Source organism: Winslowiella sp. 2C04 (assembly GCF_050037805.1).
GTDB lineage: Bacteria > Pseudomonadota > Gammaproteobacteria > Enterobacterales > Enterobacteriaceae > Erwinia > Erwinia toletana_A.
On record NZ_CP188300.1, the window covers coordinates 1,711,291 to 1,729,147 of the forward strand.

Here is a 17,857-nt window from a genome sequence, read left to right on the forward strand (position 1 = left end):
CTTACTCCATCATCTTCTCAATTGGCAGCACCAGAATTGAGCTGGCACCGAGCGCTTTCAATTTTTCCATGGTTTCCCAGAACAGCGTCTCACTGCTGACCATGTGCATGGCAAGACGGCTTTGATCGCCAGCCAGCGGCAGCACGGTAGGGCGCTCGGCGCCAGGCAGCAGGGCAATCACCTCTTCCAGCCGATCGCTTGGCGCGTGCAGCATAATGTATTTGGATTCGCGTGCTTTAATGACGCCCTGAATGCGGGTCATCAGCTTGTCGATCAGTTGTTGCTTCTCGGCTGGCATCTCGCCGTCGCGCTGAATCAGGCAGGCTTTTGAACGGTAGATAACTTCGACTTCACGCAGGCCGTTGGCTTCCAGCGTGGCGCCAGTGGAAACCAGGTCGCAGATGGCATCCGCCAGACCGGCGCGAGGTGCCACTTCGACCGAACCATTCAGCAGGCAGGATTTAAAGTTAACCGCTTGTTTATCGAGATATTGCTTCAGCAGGTGAGGATAAGAGGTGGCGATACGGGTATTTTGCAGGCATTGCGGACCGGTGTACTCATCATCGACCGGCATCGCCAGCGACAGGCGACAACCGCCGAAATCGAGGCGGCGCAGCGTCAGATAACGCGGATCCTCACCCTGAGCGCGACGGGTCAGCAGCTCTTCTTCCAGTACGTTCTCACCGATGATACCGAGGTCAACCACGCCGTCCATCACCAGGCCCGGGATATCGTCATCACGCACGCGCATGATATCGATAGGCATATTTTCAGCGAAGGCGATCAGGCGCTGCTGCTGGAGATTAATTTTGATGCCGCAGCGTGCCAGCAGCTCGCGTGATTCATCACTTAAACGGCCTGATTTCTGCATAGCTATGCGTAAACGGCTTTTATCTAACATTTGTTCTGTCCTCTGTCTGCTGGTTTGCAATCTGATATTTGCTACGGTTCTGATGCCGCGTTAAGTCCAAAAAAAAGCCCCCGGAAGACGATCTTCCGGGGGCTCTCTGTGCGTTCTGCGCCACTGGAAGATCTAAATGTCTTCCAGCACTCATCGCCTGAAAGACTAGTCAGGGTGATGGTGATGATGGTGGCTGAACTGAACGCGTGTCATAAAAATTCCGTATGAATGTGTATTCATTTAATGTGTAAATAACCTAACCGGGAATAGCGCTGATGGCAACACTTTTTTACCAACCATGAAAGATTCTCTCATTAAGCGATGTAAGCGTTGATTGTCAGTATAGCGTCTGTGGCGTAGCCTTAACCTTCAGAGCGAAACTGCATGGAGTTGAGGCATGAAAAAAGTCGCGATAGTGGGACTGGGGTGGTTAGGAATGCCACTGGCGATGGCGCTGGCTGCTCGTGGCTGGCAGGTTAGCGGCAGCAAGACCACGCCGGACGGTGTGGAGGCGGCGCGCATGTGCGGCATTGATGGTTATCAGCTGGAGTTAACGCCAGAATTGATCTGCGATTCTGACGATCTTGAGGCGCTGCTCAGCGTCGATGCGCTGGTGGTGACGCTTCCGGCCAGCCGCACGGTTGAGGGCGGTGAGCAATATGTTCAGGCGGTGCAGCAAATAGTCGACAGCGCACTGGCATTTGAAGTGCCGCGCATTGTGTTTACCAGTTCAACCTCGGTTTACGGTAAAGGCGCGGGAACTATGCGCGAGGACAGCCCGCTGGAGCCGGAAACGGTGGCCGGCAGAACGCTGGTGGAGCTGGAAAACTGGCTGCATGATTTGCCAGGCACCTCCGTGGATATTGTGCGCTTATCCGGGTTGGTCGGGCCAAATCGTCATCCGGGGCGTTTTCTGGCTGGCAGAACGGATGTGGCCGATGGCGCACATGGCGTTAATTTAGTGCATCTGGACGATGTGGTGGAGGCGATAACTCTGCTGCTGCAAACGCCGGTAGGCGGACGTGTCTACAATCTGAGTGCGCCGCAGCATCCGGCGCGCAGCCAGTTCTATCCGGCCGTTGCCCGCCAGCTTGGTCTGACACCCCCGACTTTTTTAGCAGACAGCGGGGCGTCGAGCGGCAAAATTATCGACGGCAATAAGATTTGCAGCGATCTCGGATTTGAATATAGCTGGCCCGATCCGCAGAAAATGCCGCTGGCATAGTGCGGATAACTCACGGGCGGTGTTCCTGCCGCCCGTGACGGAAACGGGCTTCTCAAACTAAACACCCAGTCGATCGCGCAGCGCATACCAGGCGGCACCGATGGCGGTCAGCGGGACTTTAAAGCGGCGACCGCCGGGAAAAGGCAAATGTGGAATACTGGCGAAGGCGTCAAAACGCTCGGCATCACCGCGCAGTGTTTCAGCAATCAGCTTGCCCGCAAGGTGGGTGCAGGTGACGCCATGCCCACTGTCGCCCTGCATATAATAGACGTTGTTCTCCAGTCGACCAAACTGTGGCATCCGTGACAATGTCAGCAGGAAGTTACCGCTCCAGCGGTGGCTGAATTTGATGTTGCCAAGCTGCGGAAAGGTTTTCAGCAGTTTGGGACGAATCAGCGCATCAATATCCTGCGGGTCGCGCGCGCCATAAATCACGCCGCCGCCATACAGCAGGCGGTTATCTGCCGTAAGCCGAAAATAATCCAGCAGATAGTTGCAGTCTTCCACACAATAATTAGACGGCAGTAACGCACGCGCCAGTTCTGCGCTCAGCGGCTCGCTGGTAATAATCTGCGAGCCGCAGGGCATGCTTTTACTGCTGAGTCGTGGCTCCAGCTGCGGTGCCAGATAAGCATTACCGGCAAATATCACAAACTTTGCGCTAACCTCGCCGCCAGCGGTTTTTATCCGGTTCGGGCTGCCATACGCCACCGCAGTAGCGGCGGATTGTTCATAAATACGACCACCATGGCGGCGAATCGCTTCGGCCTCGCCAAGCGCCAGATTAAGCGGATGCAAATGCCCTCCGCGCCGGTCGAGCAGCCCGCCGACGTAGCGTTCAGATGCAACTTCGCGCTGCATGCCTGCGCTATCCAGCAGGGTTAATTCACGGTTACCATAACTTTCCCACAACGTTTTCTGTGCGCGTAAGTGGCCCATTTGTCGCGCGTTCAGCGCGGCAAAAATCCCGCCCGGTCGATAATCGCAGTCAATTGCATAGCGATCGATACGGTCACGGATGATATCTGCACCCTCAAACATCATACTGCCCAGCATTTTGGCGACGTTTGGCCCATATCGCTGCTGAATCACCTCAATATCACGACTGTATGAGTTGACCACCTGTCCGCCGTTACGGCCACTGGCACCAAAGCCAATCTGCGCGGCTTCCAGCAGCACCACATCGTAACCGGCTTCGGTCAGAAACAGCGCTGAGGAGAGGCCAGTAAAGCCGCCGCCAATAATGCAAACGTCGCACTGAATGCTCTCTGTCAGCTGCGGCCAGCGCTGATGATGGTTTGCCGTGGCCGCGTAGTAACTCTCCGGGTGTTTCATACCAGCTCCAGAGTCATCATGTTGGTTTAGTCTCGCCCGTATGGCCTGGTTTATCGGCGGATCTCTTTTTGATAGCGGTGGCAGGCGTGAATAAAGCCAGCAAATAAATCTCGTGACTGCGCCGAGTTTTCGCTCTGCCATTCCGGATGCCATTGCACGGCAAGCGCAAACGGATGCTGGCGCAGACTGACCGCTTCGATTAGACCATCGGCCGCGCGCGCTTCGATGCAAAGTTGCGCGCCTGTGGTGCGGATACCTTGTTGATGTAATGAGTTAACCCGCAGTTTTTCGCTGCTGTTAAGCAAGCTCGCCAGCAATCCGCCGGGTTCTGGCTGCACCTCATGAGCAGGGGCATATTGATCTTCCAGCGGCAGCGCTTCATTTTCACGGTGATCCTGCAAGCCGGGTTGCAGGTGTAACTGGCGATGTAAGCTACCGCCGGTTGCCACTACCAGTTCCTGTAAGCCGCGGCAAATCGCCAGCAGTGGCATTTTTCGCTTAATTGACTGGTCGATCAGCGCAAAGGCAAGTTTATCGCGGCCAGGATCAGCCAGCGGCTCGGTGCCGGCTGCACCATAGTGAAAGGGTTCGATATTGCTCGGGCTACCGGTAAGTAAAATCCCGTCCAGCACGGACATCGCATTGGCTAATGCCTCGGGTTGATTGGTCAGGCAGTGCGGCAGGCAAAGCGGCACGCCACCGGCGGAAAAAACGGCGTCGAGATATTTGTTATGTACACTCTGGCTGCGGTGGCCAGCATCAACAATCTGGCACATCACTACGCCGATCAATGGCTTGTTATAAATAATGCCCATCACTCCCTCACAGTGCTGTCAGGCTATCTGGCGGCTGGGCAAAAACTGAGCACCCGATTTCCAATCTAGCAATCAGCTGTTCATTATTCAAACCAATTTGTAACATTTGCACACTTTTTCTGTTGGCGCTATGTTAGAGATGTGGTTGTTATTTTGAGCATCACGCACAACCGAAACCTTAGGTCAATGGCGGGTGGAATCATGACAAATCTGGTGGAAGTAGAAGACTTCACGAGACAAAGTGAAGAGAAACGAACCAGCGCGTTCCAGATTGAGGTTAAAACCTATCTGGAACGCCATCCTGAAACGCAGTATGTCGATCTTCTTCTTAACGATCTCAATGGTGTCTTTCGCGGTAAACGCATTCCCTTCGCCAGCCTGGCAAAAGCAGAAAAAGGTTGTTACTTCCCGGCATCAGTCTATGCCATGGATATTCTCGGCAATACCGTTGAAGCCGCCGGTTTAGGCCAGGCGCTGGGTGAACCCGATAATATTTGTCTTCCGGTCAGCGGCACGCTGATCCCTTCCGCTTCCGACCCGCGACATCTTGCGCAGGTGCTGTTGACCATGCGACATCAAGATGGCACTCCCTTTGACGTTGAACCGCGAAATGTCCTTAATAACCTCTGGCAGCAACTGCGTAACCGAGGTTTGTTTCCGGTGGTAGCGGTAGAGCTGGAGTTCTATCTGGTGGACAAAAAACGCGATGCTGAAGGCTATATTCAGCCACCCTGCGCTCCGGGTAGCAACGATCGTAATATGCAGAGTCAGGTCTACTCGCTGGATAATCTTGATCGCTTTGCCGCGGTGCTGGGGGATATTGATGCGCTGGCTGGATTGCAGGGTATCCCGGCAGATGGGGCACTGGCGGAAGCCTCGCCCGGTCAGTTTGAGATTAACCTGCACCATACGCGTAATGTACTCAGCGCCTGCGACCATGCGATCCTGCTGAAGAGGCTGGTGCGCCAGGTGGCGGAGCAACATCAGATGAACGCCACTTTTATGGCGAAGCCGTATGAAGAGTATGCCGGCAGCGGGATGCATGTGCATATCAGTATGCTGGATGCTGCCGATCATAACGCTTTTGCCCGCGATGACGGCAGCGACTCACCGCTGCTGGAACGTGCGCTGGCCGGGATGATCGATCTGATGCCGGCGTCAATGGCGCTGCTGGCTCCCAACGTTAATGCCTTTCGCCGCTTTTTGCCCGATGCCTTTGTGCCGTTGCAGGCCTCGTGGGGCCACAACAATCGCACGGTGGCGCTGCGCATTCCCTGCGGTGACCTCGATAATCATCGCGTGGAGTATCGCGTCGCTGGCGCGGATGCTAATCCGTATCTGGTGGTGGCGGCAATTCTGGCCGGTATTCTGCACGGCATTGATAACCAACTGCCTTTACCCCCTCCGGTAAAAGGTAACGGTCATCAGGCCGCAGGAAATCCATTGCCGATTCGCCAGAGCGATGCGCTGGTTGAGTTTGAACAGAGCTATCCATTGCAAAAGCTACTCGGCAAACGCTTCGGCTTTGTCTGGCACAGTTGTAAGCATCATGAACTGATGCATTTTGAGCGGCTGATCACAGCGACAGAGATCGACTGGATGTTAAAAAATGCCTGATACGTTACGTGAATGACTAAACGTAATCCTGAACGGCGGTGCTGATAGCGGCCGCCGATGCTGATGATTTGCACTTATGCCAAAGGGATCACTATATGAAGCAGAGTAATCAGCAGTGGCAGACGCGTCGTGAGGCGGCGGTAACGCCGGGCGTCGGCAATTCTTTACAGGTTTATATCGAAAAAGCGCGTAATGCTGAGTTGTGGGATGCAGAGGGCAAGCGCTATATCGACTTCGCCTCCGGCATTGCGGTGCTGAATACCGGTCATAATCATCCGAAAGTTATCCAGGCCGTCAGCGCACAGCTGGAGAAGTTTACCCATCCCTGTTTTCAGGTCACGCCTTACGGCAGCTACATTGAACTGGCAGAAAAGCTGAATCAGCTGGTGCCGATTAACCAGCCAACACAGACGCTGTTAATGTCGACCGGTGCGGAAGCCGTGGAAAACGCGATTAAAGTGGCGCGGATTGCCACTGGTCGTACTGCGGTGATCGCTTTTCGTGGGGCGTTTCATGGCCGCACCTTACTGGGGATGGCGCTGACCGGCAAAGTGCAACCGTATAAAAAAGGTTACGGCCCGTTTCCCGGCGGAATTTTTCATGCGCCTTATCCGGCAAGTTATCTTGGCATCAGCGAATTGCAGGCAATTGGCGCATTACAGGGCATTTTTGCCGCTGACGTGGCGCCGGACGATGTGGCGGCGATTATTATTGAGCCGGTGCAGGGGGAAGGGGGATTCTATGCTGCCTCCACCCACTTTCTGCAACAGCTGCGTACTCTCTGTGATGAGCACGGCATTGTGCTGATTGTCGATGAAATCCAGAGTGGTTTCTGTCGGACCGGAAAAACCTTTGCCATTGAACACAGCGGTGTTGAGCCGGATTTAGTGACCATGGCAAAAAGTCTTGCTGGTGGTTTTCCGCTGTCGGCGCTGGTCGGCAAACGGGCGTTAATGCAGAAAGCACAGGCTGGTGGCTTAGGTGGCACCTATGCGGGGTCGCCGGTGGGAATCGCCGCCGCGCTGGCGGTAATCGACTTAATCGAAGAGGAACAGCTCAATCTCAAAGCGCAGGCGCAGGGCGAGTGGGTAACGCAGCATCTGCAACAGCTGGCTGAACGCGTTGACTGCATCGGTGAAGTGCGCGGTATCGGCGCGATGATCGCTATTGAGCTGGTTGAGCAGCGGGACCGTCACAAACCGGATAAAGCGTTGACTCAGGCACTGGTACAGGAAGCAGGGCGGCAGGGGCTGGTGTTATTGTCCTGCGGCGTACGGGGGAATGTGATCAGGTTTCTGATTCCATTGACCGCCAGCAAAGAAATTGTTACTGAAGGTCTCAACATCTTGTCTTCTGCCCTCGAGGTGGTGCAGAATATGCGCCCTGCAAAACGTACCCAGAATTAATGATGTTGCAGCGATGCCTCCGGCATCCATAATGATTTTGGGTACAGAAACAATAACCGACGCGTACAGCGCCGGTTATTTTTTGCATTTTACTAAATCGCACATACAGAGGCCGGACCTGGTTCCGGATAGATAGTCGCTTTAAGCACGCATGAACGTGACTTGTTGAGGAAAAGAAAGATGGGGCAACATTTTAACACTGCACCGGTTACTACCGGTATTCGCCAACGTGATGACTACGGCGCCGCTGCGGGACGCATTTCGCCTGCCTGTTCCACTATTTCCCCTCTGATAAAAAGTAGTTTCTATCGCACCTCGCGAAGTTTCCCTGTGGTTCAACCCAGAAAGGTTGGCACTATGGGGAGGCTGAATCATGTCGCATAATTCTGCATCTGCTGCGCCGCAGTCGCGCCCACAACTGAAAAAAACGCTGACGCTATTACCTGTTGTAATGATGGGTCTGGCTTATATGCAGCCAATGACGCTGTTCGATACCTTTGGCATCGTTTCAGGTCTGACTGATGGCCATGTTGCCACCGCATACGCCTTTGCCCTGATTGCTATTCTGTTTACCGCGTTAAGCTACGGTAAGCTGGTACGCCGCTTCCCATCTGCGGGATCCGCTTACACTTACGCACAGAAAGCCATCAGCCCGCACGTGGGCTTTATGGTGGGCTGGTCATCACTGCTTGATTATCTGTTTATGCCGATGATCAACATTCTGCTGGCGAAAATTTATTTTGAAGCACTGGTGCCGGGCATTCCTTCGTGGATATTTGTCCTGCTGCTGGTGGGCTTTATGACCATTTCCAACCTGCGTGGCATCAAAACCGTTGCTAACTTTAACAGCGTGATTGTGGTGTTACAGGTTGCGGTAATGGTGGTAATTATGGGGATGGTGGTTTACGGCGTTGCTCACGGTGAAGGTGCCGGTACGCTGACCAGCAGTCGCCCATTCTGGTCTGAGAATGCCAATGTCGTGCCGATGATCACCGGTGCGACCATCCTGTGCTTCTCGTTCCTCGGCTTTGACGGTATCAGTTCGCTGTCAGAAGAGACCAAAGATGCAGGCCGGGTGATTCCAAAAGCCATCTTCCTGACCGCGCTGATTGGTGGGGTGATCTTTATTGTCGTCTCCTACTTCCTGCAGCTGTACTTCCCGGATATCAGCCGTTTCAAAGATCCGGACGCTTCGCAGCCTGAAATCATGCTGTATGTGGCAGGTAAAGCCTTCCAGGTCGGCATTCTGATTTTCTCCTGCGTTACGGTACTGGCTTCTGGTATGGCGGCACATGCTGGCGTTTCTCGTCTGATGTATGTGATGGGGCGTGATGGCGTGTTCCCGGAGCGTTTCTTCGGTTACATTCATCCGAAATGGCGTACTCCGGCGCTGAACGTGGTGCTGGTAGGCGTAATTGCGCTCTCTTCCGTGACCTTTGATCTGGTGACGGCGACCGCGCTAATTAACTTCGGTGCGCTGGTGGCGTTTACTTTTGTGAACCTGTCGGTCATTTCGCAGTTCTGGATTCGTGAAGGACGCAACAAGTCACTGAAAGATAATATCAACTTCCTGATTCTGCCGCTGTGCGGCGCGTTAACCGTTGGTGCGCTGTGGGTTAATCTTGAAGAAAGCTCGATGATTCTTGGCCTGGTATGGGGGGCAATTGGCCTGACCTATCTGGCAGTAGTCACGCGCAGCTTCCGTAACCCGGTACCGCAGTGCAGTGAAGATTTGATGTAATCCCTACCTGGCTGATGCCACTGGCGGCATCGACTAAGACAAAAAACGCTTATGATAAATTCATAAGCGTTTTTTTTTGCCTGTAGCGGGCTGGAAAATAGCATCAGCAATCCAGAAGTATTTGAATTAAAATAATTTCATTTCATGGTAATTCCGTCAATAACCTCTCGAATAAAACTATTACTCTGGATAATAAGAGCCATTGAAATTATTACCAGCAGGTATAAAAGATGGAAAACCGCGACGGAATGCAGCAGTGTTATTTTCTCTCTGCCAGCGAGCAGGAAGAGATTTATCAGCGTGGATATCAGCTGTGGAATGAAGGCGCTTTTGAACAGGCCGTCACCTGCTTTGCCGAAATCGCCATCAGTAATCCACAGGACCGTCGGTTTATTTTTGCTTTTGCCTGTGCCCAGCTGCAGCAGGGCGAGTCCCTGCACGCGCTGAAACTGTTTATGCACTGCCTGCGGCTGCAGGCAGATGAGCCATGGGCTTATTTTCATATTGCCTGCTGTCTGAACGCGCTGGGTAGTACGCTGGAAGCTCGCGATGCGCTCGACGCCACGATTATTCTCTGCCAGGCCACCGACAGTGATGAAATGAATTATGCACATCTTTATCAGCAGGCAAAAAAATTGCTGGCTGAATTAAGCTGGTAACGTTTCGGAGGTTTAATGTGCCCACGAAAGATTAGCTGTGAGAATTTGCATCAATTAGTCAGTCGACTTAACAGCACCAGTACCGCTTCCGATATCTCGCTGGCTGCCAGTTTTGGCATGATCCCTCCAGGCTGCCCGCAGCGGATTGATGAATTCAACAGCTCAATTGATTGTCTGGTTAAAAAAAGCCATGACTGCCTGGATAAAGCGAAGATGCACGGGATTAATGCGGCACAGCGGATGTTTTATAAACAGGCGCTGTTATTGGTTACGATGTCGGCGTTATCCATTCCTTCTGTACTGATGGCCGTCATGACAAACGACTTTTATGACACCTTATCACTGACGGTAAACTCCATTTGGCTGTGCTCGGTAGGGATGGATGTGTGGTACGCGTGGAAAGACTGGTCTGCGAAAGTAAAAGGTGAGGCGGAGCTGCCAATGGCGTCGGATTCACTGGCTAATCTGCTGCATTATTTCGCCCACAAGCGTGGCTATTCCGATACCTCTTCGCAAAGTATTGCCGTGGTTGGCAGCAGCATCTTCCGTTTTATTCGCGCCACGGCGACCGTATTAAGCGGCAGACTGGTGCCGTTTGACACGCCACATAATTTAAGGATATGGAATGAAATTTGTAATGATATAAAAGTTGGCATTGATTTTGTGCTGGCACTGGCTGAAGCTTCGGCGAATATTGCCAGTTTTAAAAGTGCGAAAAATCAGGAGCTGGCGCATATTAATCTGCTGCGGGTGACTAACATACTGAAAGACGAGGTAAGCAATCTGGATGCGACTGGCTCGCGCCAACCGCTGGAAACGGTGATCGAATTAATGAATGACTATGTCGATTCAGTGCAGCGTATTATTGATGAGCTGCCAAAGAAAACCGTGTCGCAGCACAGGATGATTAATATTGAGCAGACAAATAACAGTAGCCAGGTATAAACCTTACCGCCAGAGCGGCCGCCGTGCGACCACTCTGCCAGCTGCGGCTTAAGAAACCAGCTCGCGGGCGTAATCAAACAGCGCCTTCAACTGCGCTATTTTGTCGCTATCCCCTTCATGCAGATTAAACAGTGACTCCAGCTCCAGCAGATAGCTTTGCACCCGCTCCGGATTCAGGGCTTCACGGCGATGTTGCAGCCAGCGCTGCTGTTCACTGTCGTCAAGCGTGCCGGGAAAGTTGCGTGCCCGATAGCGGAACAGCAACTGCTCAATACGTGAGTCGTTAAAGGTTAAATCCAGCGCCGGTAAATTTGACGATGCCGTCTGCAAAATAATGTTCATCGCCGAACGGTCGGCATCACTAAAGAAACCATCATACAAGCGGGCATCAACATCGTCGGCTGCGGTAAAGGGTTCGGCCTCGGCAAACAGCGTGACGACTTTTTCGCGGATCTCCGGATGCTGACGCAGCAGCGTCAGATTAGCCAGACAGCGCTCACGGTCTATGCCAATGCGTTCCGCATCTTCCGGGCGTAGGGTGTTAGCTGGCGCCAGTACCGGACATTTATTGATATGAACCAGTTTAATGGGTACCGCCGCCGCGTCGCCCAACTGGTCACGCGGGGTATACAGACGTGCGCGCAGCGCATCGGCATCCAGCTCCAGCAGCGGCGACATATCACCGGCCAGATCGCAGGTAATCAGCGCATTGCGATTATCCGGATGCCAGGCCAGCGGCGCTATCCAGCTGGTATTGCCACGAAACGCGCCAAACATCCCGGAGATATGCACCAGCGGTTTCATTTGCGGAATATCGACCAGCGTCGTGATTTTCTGTTTGCTGCGATGGCTGAACAGGTAGTCGTACAATTTAGGCTGTTGCTGTTTCACCAGCTTTGCCATGTCGATAGTGGCATAAACGTCTGACATCGCATCGTGCGCATTGGCATGTTCGACGCCATTGGCTTTCGTCAGATGCTCAAGGCGAAAACTTGGCATGCCATCCTCGTTTTCCGGCCAGTTGATACCCTCGGGACGAAGCGCATAGCAGGCGCGCATCACATCCAGCAGATCCCAGCGGGTATTGCCGTTTTGCCAGCTCCAGCCATAGGGATCGTAGAAGTTACGATAAAAGATATTGCGTGTCACTTCATCATCGAAGCGGACATTGTTATAGCCAACCACACAGGTGTTGGGTTCGCTGAACAGGGCATGGATACGGCGGGCAAACTCGGCCTCGGTGACGCCGCGTGCTTTCGCCTGCTGCGGCGTGATTCCGGTAATCATCACCGCTTCCGGCTGCGGCAGATAGTCGTCAGCGGGCTGGCAGTAAAACACTTCCGGCTCACCAATAATATTGAAATCCAGATCGGTGCGTACGCCAGCAAACTGCGCCGGACGGTCCAGTGACGGACTTTTGCCGAAGGTTTCGTAGTCATGGAAGAGAAATGTTTTCTGTATTTCGTTGCTCATGGATAACCATCTTTGCTTATGTTTTCTGTGTTATTCCATTGAAAACATTAGTTTTAAAAACAAATTTTGTGTCTCTTTAATTGCTGTTGCTCATAGTTGTATATTGATGTTTTAGCTCGTACATGTCACATTTAGTACATAATGAGTACAAACATTCAATTTTAGCGAGTACAAAATATTGCTATGGCTATCAGCGACACAAAACTACGCGGCCTATATGGTAAACCATATTCCGGCCCGGCAGAAATTACAGATTCAGATGGACTCGGAGTAAGAATCACTCCTCGTGGGGTCATCAATTTTCAGTATCGCTACCGGTGGCAGGGAAAGCAGCATCGAATGGGTATCGGCAAGTATCCTGCGATTACGTTAAGAGAAGCTCGCAACATGGTTTCCGATCTTAAAGAGCATTTGGATAAGGGGATTGATCCCCGAAATGCCAAAACTCATAAAAGGCTCAATTCGAAGCCCACCGTATCTGACTGTCTGGCATATTGGCAAGAAACATACGTAAACGTCAATCTGCGAAAAAAAACGCAGGCGCTGTACAAGTCTACAGTCGTAAAGCACATGACTGATGTGTTTCCGGGATTGGCGGCAGAGGATATACCGGTTCGAAGCTGGGTTGAATTGTTTACTGAACAGGAAAAAATAAATCAGATAAGAGCACGGCAGTTGCTCGTTCAGATGCGCTCTGCGATGAACTGGTGTATGCGCCGACAATATATTGATAATTGCAGCGTGATGAAAATTAGTCCCAAAGATATTGGCGTTAAGCCTTCTCGTGGAGAAACAACGCTGAGCTACAACCAACTGGCAAAAGTCTGGCTTGCTATTGAGCGCAGCCGTGCATCTACGGCCAATAAATTACTGCATCAAATGCTGATGCTTTATGGAGCCAGGAATAGTGAAATCCGGGAATCAGTAAGAGGTGAGTTTGATAAAGAAGAAATGGTGTGGTTGTTGCCAGCGAATCGTAGCAAAAGTAACAGAGTGGTGCGCCGCCCCATTTTCAGGCAAGTAGTACCCTTAATTGAAAAGGCCATTACCGCTTACGGGAATGTTTTGATTCCAGGTCCTGACTTGGAAAAGCCGATGACAATCGCGGGAGCAAATCGTTTCATGGGAAGAATCAGTTCATCGTTAGGTATTGGTGAGTTTACAGCACATGACTTTCGAAGAACCTTAGCAACTCGTTTGTCAGAAGAGGGCGTGGCCCCGCACGTTATCGAAAAGATGCTGGGCCACGAACTAGGAGGCGTGCTTACCGTATACAATAAGCACGACTGGATTGAAGAACAGAGACAAGCTTATGAGCTCTACGCTGAAAAAATCTTCGAACACGTCAGGATGATCTCTGGTTAACGCCACCGTTTAAAATCCAGCTATCAACCTCGGCCAGTAAAAATTGCTTCGGGTACATTGTTACTGGCTTGGGGAAGTTGTATTTAGCGATATATTTAGCAATCGTATTCCTTGAGGATATATTTAGCTTAGCCATCGCATCTTTTTCGTAAATCATCGTTAATTCAGCCATAAATTTCTCTCCACATTGTTTATCACTCGCCCGCCGCTACGAACGTTTATTCGTGACATGTCACACTATTAATTTAACTTCGTGCCAGCCTTTTGTTACCCAACACCGAGAATCACCTTCACAAGGGCAATTCTGCACAGGTAGTGACTCACAACACTTTTTGCAGTTGCGTTTACTCAGCGCTTCTTGTTTTTCCATCAGTTCGCCGTGGTATTTGCGGATCATTAAAGCGACCAATTCAGCGCGTGAATAAGACTCACGGCCCGGACGCCTTGCTGCACAATCGTAGTCGAGCATCTCCAGTTCCTGTGAATCAAGGAAAAGCTCCAGTTTGGTTTCTCCTGCTTTTGCCTGCCGTGCCCGTTGCGCTGCTTTACGCTCAGCGGCTGATTTAGCCACAATAACCACCTTTCGCTGGCGAAGTTTCCAGCATAGTCAGAACTAATACTGCAAGCTGTGTCACGTCTGCTGCACTGGCAAGCCCTGTCTCAGCCATCACTTTCAATTCGCCAGTACTGAATGAAGTGTTAGCCTCTGCTCTAACCGTCCGGCGCACTGCACTTTTAGTGATTAACTTATTTATTGGCGCTGCTTTAGTTGAATTATCCATTGTTGCTACCCGAGGAAAATCCGATAGCACCCGGTTCGTTATGCGTGGTGCCAACACCGTGATAGACCTTGGCGTTTTTCCCTTCGCTGTATCCAAGCCATGCCGCCTGCTGGTGACCGTTACACTCTTTAGCTAACCGAGTTTTAGCCTCTTCCGTACCATCCGATTTCATTCGCTCTGCATAGGCTTTCATTTGCTGGGCCTGCTCTTCTGGAAGCACCATCGCGCTAACAGCGTGATATGCACCTGCTGCCCAGCCTTCACAGAATTGATCAGCCAGCGCCGTGATGTTCTTTCTTGCGTAACGTCTGAGATGAGTATCCTTAAAATTCTTGCGAGCAGCGCGTAGTTGGCGGCTCAACACGTCAAAGGCATATGCTGCAACAACATCCCGGCCATCCTGCCCACAGAAACTGACGACCCTTTTAAGTGTCCAGCTAGCTGTCCTGCGCCATGTGAGCACGCATTTCACTGCAAAAGCTTTTTCTATGGTTGCTGCGAGGTGAGCCATATAGAGCGGAATTTTCTTTGCATCACTCGGTGCGCCTTTGCTTGAGCTGGAACTGATCTCTGAGAAAGTTACTTCAGTGTCACTTATTCCGTGCTCACGCATAAACGCCTGAGCTTTAGAAATCGCGCTGGCCGCTTCTTCGGGGCTGCTGGTGTTGTTAGCGAGTCGCATCAGTTTTTGAATTTTCGCCATGTATTTTTTACGGGCTACATCTTCTCTGCTCATAACTTCGCCTCACATGACGGTTTATAGTCAGCACATTTCCAATCCCTGCACCCGTCAAAGTCATAAGGGTTGTACTGCCAAGAGATTTTTCCGCAGCATGGGCAATTCCATCGCTTTTTACCGGCTGACACTTTCCGACGCTGCTGACGCTTTAGCCAGGCAGGCATGCGCAGACCTGCACCTTGAATCATGGTGCGGCGGTTAAGCTGGTTGATATTGAATGTGCGCCGTTTTTTGCTATCAGCCGTGGCGAATGGAATCCAAACCAGTCCGCTTTCTGACTCCTTAGGATGAGCAAATACTCGCGCTTTGCTGAAATCGTCTGTAGGCATCATGTCTGATAGCCAGTAAACGTCATTGCCGTTCCACCGTCCTTTCATGAATGCCACGTACTCGTTGCAGCCGGGAGTAATGATGTTTTGACCAGGTATATACTGATGGTCGACGTGCCATACGGTAGCCGCATCAATGGCATCTGCTGAAATCGGCAAATCGATATCACGCCCGAACTCCCAGCCTCGTTGAGCCTCCTCAAGAGTGTAGACTTGAGCTTTATCAATATTGCTGCTGTAGCCTAAGCCATTCTGACAATGGAACGACATGTTGCTGCCCACGGTTTCGCGTAGGCACGCAAGATAAAACCGATTAGCCATTGCACATCTCCCCGGAACGCAGGCGCTTGGCGCGTGCTCTTGCTGACTCTGCCATCAGTACAAAAAACTCATCATCCTCTGGTTCAACAAGACCGAAATTATCATCGCATTGCTCTGCAAACTCCTCCATCGCCCGCGCCTCAATCTCACGAATAGCAGCATCGGTGGTAGCAAAAGGATTTTGTGCGTTAACATCACGAGAAACATGTGCATTGATTTCTGACACGTAGTCCAGAGGCACACCAGCAAACATGCCATCCTCACCTTCTGAAAAATACTCGACGTGGTTTTCACTGATATCAGTCAACAGGCGTAGCATTACTGCATTCTCAGCCGCCAGCGCATTACTACGCACACTGACGACATCTAAGCGAGTAGCTAAGTCACCGATCATTTTTACGATTTCATTTACCGGAGTAAGGCCGCTGATCTGTTTTGCAAAAGTGAAACCGGCGTTAACGAGCTCTCTGTTTGTTTTTTCAGTAGTCATGCTGGTGGACCTCAATGAATAACGATGTTGTTGTTAAGCTCATCAGCGATACGCTGAGCCTTAATAGGGTTACGGATAACCATGCCCTCTGGAGTCAGCCAACCCTGCAGGATGGAGCTGTAGGGCAGGGTGATACGTCCGACTGTGATAGGGTCGTCAGGCTTGTGCATTTTCAGTTCCACACGAACATTTACCGGTCAGGGCAAGTGAGATAGGGCTGGGGTCTTCTGGATGAGATACGCTGCCTGCGTGATAGACAGTGCCGCGATAGATAACGCTGAACCCATCAGCTTTAATCAGCATCAACTTTCCGGTACGCGCCGACATCTTGACTGAGTTATTTTTTCGACGCTCAATCACGAAACCAACGTTATCGCCGACCTTCACTTCACGCGGCTTGCCCACATACCCTTTACATACATCACAGCGTTTCATACTGTTCGCCTTTATTAATCGGCAAATACCGCCGATTTTTGGTTGCACGAATCCCTTGCCGTGATGGCAATAATTCAGCAACGTATTGTTTTAAATTTAGCTAAAGGGTTACCGCTATAACCCTCAGCCGTGATAACTCCACATAGGATGTGTCGTCAGGAGTTGAACCTGAGCCGGGTAGGGAGCCCGACTATCACCGGATATGGACACAATCGATTGAGCACTGAATAAAGCGGCATTTGAAGTTTGACACGTTCGCCGACCAGACCTTAACAGTGCTCAAGCGATTGTGAGCTTAAGAAAAAAGTGCGGTCACACTGGTTGATTACCCTGGTGAGGAAAGCCCGGGTGACCGCCAACACTACACAGCATCATTTCCAGCAAGTCATTGTGGTCCTGATGAAATTAATATTGCTACTTAAAGTAGATAAAATCAACTACAAAAAGTAGAAAAGTGGCATTGATTTGTTGAAATCTAAGTTAATGATTGATTTTTAGGCAAAAAAAAACCGGCTAAGCCGGTGTTTTTTTAGAGAGAATTAAGCAAAGTCATGAAATTTGAATGGTAGTTGCTTGATAAGTTTGCCAAATATATAAATTTCGCTCATCTCATGAGATTCAATTTCAAAAGGCGGATATTTAGGATTATCTGAAAGAACTGATAATTTTCTTCCCTTAACTTTCTGAAGACGCTTCACAAATGTGGAATCTTCAAAGTTAAAGACATAGATTCCATCACCATTGAAGTGATCAATTTTAGTGTCAATAAACAAAAGATCACGCGGGTTAAGAGTTGGCATCATACTATCGCCGTCTACATTTATCAGCTTAACACCGTCTAAGGACGATCTTCCGAAAAGCTCATAAATTCTGTCTTCAGGAATTTCAATGGCACTGATTAAAGCTGGAAATTCAGGATTTATATATCCAGTACCTGCCGCCGCATAAACATCTAGCTGCCTTAAAGTTACCACCGCGCTGGAGCGATTTCGTTTGCCATCTTCACCAATACCGTAATCCAGAAATGCTGGCGAAACGCCAAGTTGCCCGGCAATCATAAGCATTTTTTCATCCCGTGGCTTAGCAGTGCCGAGAGTGTACCGTCGCGCCATCTCGTAAGTGACACCACCAAAATTTGCGAGTTCACGTACCGAATGGCTCCTCTCATTAAGCAGAGTGTTGAGACGGTTAGCGAAATCTATGTATTTAGGAGTTTCTTCTACCATAGGTAGAAGATTACAACTCACTTTCAGTATAGTCATTTCTATTTTCAGTAGTT

General features: G+C 50.9%; 21 protein-coding genes and 1 other annotated feature. Of the genes, 7 read left to right on the forward strand and 14 right to left on the reverse strand.

Annotation, left to right across the window (positions count from 1 at the left end; genetic code table 11):
* Nucleotide 1 precedes the first annotated feature (1 nt).
* Together hisG and hisL are read right to left on the reverse strand one after the other, a co-directional pair.
* Entirely contained in the window at nt 2-901 is a 900-nt protein-coding gene (hisG, locus tag ACP3TC_RS07380; RefSeq protein ID WP_313852688.1) for an ATP phosphoribosyltransferase, read from the reverse strand.
* 68 nt (nt 902-969) lie between these two features.
* Nucleotides 970-1,091: a sequence feature (His leader region), on the reverse strand.
* Nucleotides 1,067-1,114 (reverse strand): his operon leader peptide, encoded by a 48-nt coding sequence (gene hisL, locus ACP3TC_RS07385; RefSeq protein WP_124231649.1) that lies wholly within the window; start codon nt 1,112-1,114, stop codon nt 1,067-1,069. (Overlaps the previous feature by 25 nt.)
* Before the next feature lie 184 nt (nt 1,115-1,298).
* Here hisL and ACP3TC_RS07390 point away from each other — a divergent pair, with 184 nt between their 5' ends.
* Nucleotides 1,299-2,126: an SDR family oxidoreductase gene (locus tag ACP3TC_RS07390; protein ID WP_313852687.1), complete on the forward strand. Its 828-nt coding sequence runs from the start codon at nt 1,299-1,301 to the stop codon at nt 2,124-2,126.
* Between the two features lie 57 nt (nt 2,127-2,183).
* On the opposite strand, the gene ACP3TC_RS07395 is transcribed toward ACP3TC_RS07390, so the two are convergent.
* Nucleotides 2,184-3,461: an NAD(P)/FAD-dependent oxidoreductase gene (locus ACP3TC_RS07395; protein WP_426817881.1), complete on the reverse strand. Its 1,278-nt coding sequence runs from the start codon at nt 3,459-3,461 to the stop codon at nt 2,184-2,186.
* A 50-nt stretch (nt 3,462-3,511) separates the two neighbouring features.
* Nucleotides 3,512-4,276, reverse strand: coding sequence for a gamma-glutamyl-gamma-aminobutyrate hydrolase (puuD, locus tag ACP3TC_RS07400; protein ID WP_313852685.1), 765 nt, complete (start codon nt 4,274-4,276; stop codon nt 3,512-3,514).
* Nucleotides 4,277-4,477: 201 nt separating this feature from the next.
* Between puuD and ACP3TC_RS07405 the strand changes: the two genes are divergently transcribed.
* From ACP3TC_RS07405 to ACP3TC_RS07425, 5 genes are all read left to right on the forward strand, one after another.
* Nucleotides 4,478-5,893 carry a glutamine synthetase family protein gene (locus ACP3TC_RS07405; RefSeq protein ID WP_426817882.1) on the forward strand — a complete coding sequence of 472 codons (1,416 nt, stop codon included), beginning with the start codon at nt 4,478-4,480 and terminating at the stop codon, nt 5,891-5,893.
* 95 nt (nt 5,894-5,988) lie between these two features.
* The gene (gene gabT, locus ACP3TC_RS07410) at nt 5,989-7,299 is read left to right on the forward strand and encodes a 4-aminobutyrate--2-oxoglutarate transaminase (RefSeq protein WP_426817883.1); all 1,311 of its coding nucleotides are present in this window, start codon (nt 5,989-5,991) and stop codon (nt 7,297-7,299) included.
* A gap of 373 nt (nt 7,300-7,672) precedes the next feature.
* A complete protein-coding gene (locus ACP3TC_RS07415) occupies nt 7,673-9,040 on the forward strand; it encodes an APC family permease (RefSeq protein ID WP_313852683.1) in 1,368 nt (455 codons plus the stop codon).
* 230 nt (nt 9,041-9,270) lie between these two features.
* Nucleotides 9,271-9,699 (forward strand): CesD/SycD/LcrH family type III secretion system chaperone, encoded by a 429-nt coding sequence (locus ACP3TC_RS07420; RefSeq protein WP_313852681.1) that lies wholly within the window; start codon nt 9,271-9,273, stop codon nt 9,697-9,699.
* Nucleotides 9,700-9,714: 15 nt separating this feature from the next.
* On the forward strand, nt 9,715-10,644 hold the full coding sequence (locus tag ACP3TC_RS07425; RefSeq protein WP_426817884.1) for a hypothetical protein: 930 nt from the start codon (nt 9,715-9,717) through the stop codon (nt 10,642-10,644).
* A 48-nt stretch (nt 10,645-10,692) separates the two neighbouring features.
* On the opposite strand, the gene sbcB is transcribed toward ACP3TC_RS07425, so the two are convergent.
* A complete protein-coding gene (gene sbcB, locus ACP3TC_RS07430; RefSeq protein WP_426817885.1) occupies nt 10,693-12,117 on the reverse strand; it encodes an exodeoxyribonuclease I in 1,425 nt (474 codons plus the stop codon).
* Between the two features lie 183 nt (nt 12,118-12,300).
* Between sbcB and ACP3TC_RS07435 the strand changes: the two genes are divergently transcribed.
* Nucleotides 12,301-13,482 (forward strand): tyrosine-type recombinase/integrase, encoded by a 1,182-nt coding sequence (locus ACP3TC_RS07435; protein ID WP_426817886.1) that lies wholly within the window; start codon nt 12,301-12,303, stop codon nt 13,480-13,482.
* Here the strand turns inward: ACP3TC_RS07435 and ACP3TC_RS07440 are convergent.
* The 9 genes from ACP3TC_RS07440 to ACP3TC_RS07480 form a co-directional block, all read right to left on the reverse strand.
* Nucleotides 13,463-13,654 carry a helix-turn-helix transcriptional regulator gene (locus ACP3TC_RS07440; RefSeq protein WP_426817887.1) on the reverse strand — a complete coding sequence of 64 codons (192 nt, stop codon included), beginning with the start codon at nt 13,652-13,654 and terminating at the stop codon, nt 13,463-13,465. The genes ACP3TC_RS07435 and ACP3TC_RS07440 overlap by 20 nt on opposite strands.
* A 60-nt stretch (nt 13,655-13,714) precedes the next feature.
* On the reverse strand, nt 13,715-14,053 hold the full coding sequence (locus ACP3TC_RS07445) for a hypothetical protein (RefSeq protein ID WP_426817888.1): 339 nt from the start codon (nt 14,051-14,053) through the stop codon (nt 13,715-13,717).
* Nucleotides 14,046-14,264, reverse strand: a complete 219-nt coding sequence (locus ACP3TC_RS07450) for a hypothetical protein (RefSeq protein WP_426817889.1) — start codon at nt 14,262-14,264, stop codon at nt 14,046-14,048. Before ACP3TC_RS07450 ends, ACP3TC_RS07445 begins: the two co-directional genes overlap by 8 nt.
* On the reverse strand, nt 14,257-15,000 hold the full coding sequence (locus tag ACP3TC_RS07455) for a DUF2786 domain-containing protein (RefSeq protein WP_426817890.1): 744 nt from the start codon (nt 14,998-15,000) through the stop codon (nt 14,257-14,259). The genes ACP3TC_RS07450 and ACP3TC_RS07455 overlap by 8 nt, the downstream gene beginning before the upstream one ends.
* A complete protein-coding gene (locus ACP3TC_RS07460) occupies nt 14,997-15,653 on the reverse strand; it encodes a hypothetical protein (RefSeq protein ID WP_426817891.1) in 657 nt (218 codons plus the stop codon). The genes ACP3TC_RS07455 and ACP3TC_RS07460 overlap by 4 nt, the downstream gene beginning before the upstream one ends.
* Complete coding sequence (locus tag ACP3TC_RS07465; protein ID WP_426817892.1) at nt 15,646-16,143, reverse strand: hypothetical protein; 498 nt, start codon at nt 16,141-16,143, stop codon at nt 15,646-15,648. The genes ACP3TC_RS07460 and ACP3TC_RS07465 overlap by 8 nt, the downstream gene beginning before the upstream one ends.
* Before the next feature lie 11 nt (nt 16,144-16,154).
* Nucleotides 16,155-16,313, reverse strand: coding sequence for a DUF1317 family protein (locus ACP3TC_RS07470; protein WP_426817893.1), 159 nt, complete (start codon nt 16,311-16,313; stop codon nt 16,155-16,157).
* A complete protein-coding gene (locus ACP3TC_RS07475) occupies nt 16,300-16,578 on the reverse strand; it encodes a hypothetical protein (protein WP_426817894.1) in 279 nt (92 codons plus the stop codon). The genes ACP3TC_RS07470 and ACP3TC_RS07475 overlap by 14 nt, the downstream gene beginning before the upstream one ends.
* A 539-nt stretch (nt 16,579-17,117) precedes the next feature.
* Nucleotides 17,118-17,840 (reverse strand): S24 family peptidase, encoded by a 723-nt coding sequence (locus ACP3TC_RS07480; RefSeq protein ID WP_426817895.1) that lies wholly within the window; start codon nt 17,838-17,840, stop codon nt 17,118-17,120.
* Between the last annotated feature and the right edge of the window lie 17 nt (nt 17,841-17,857).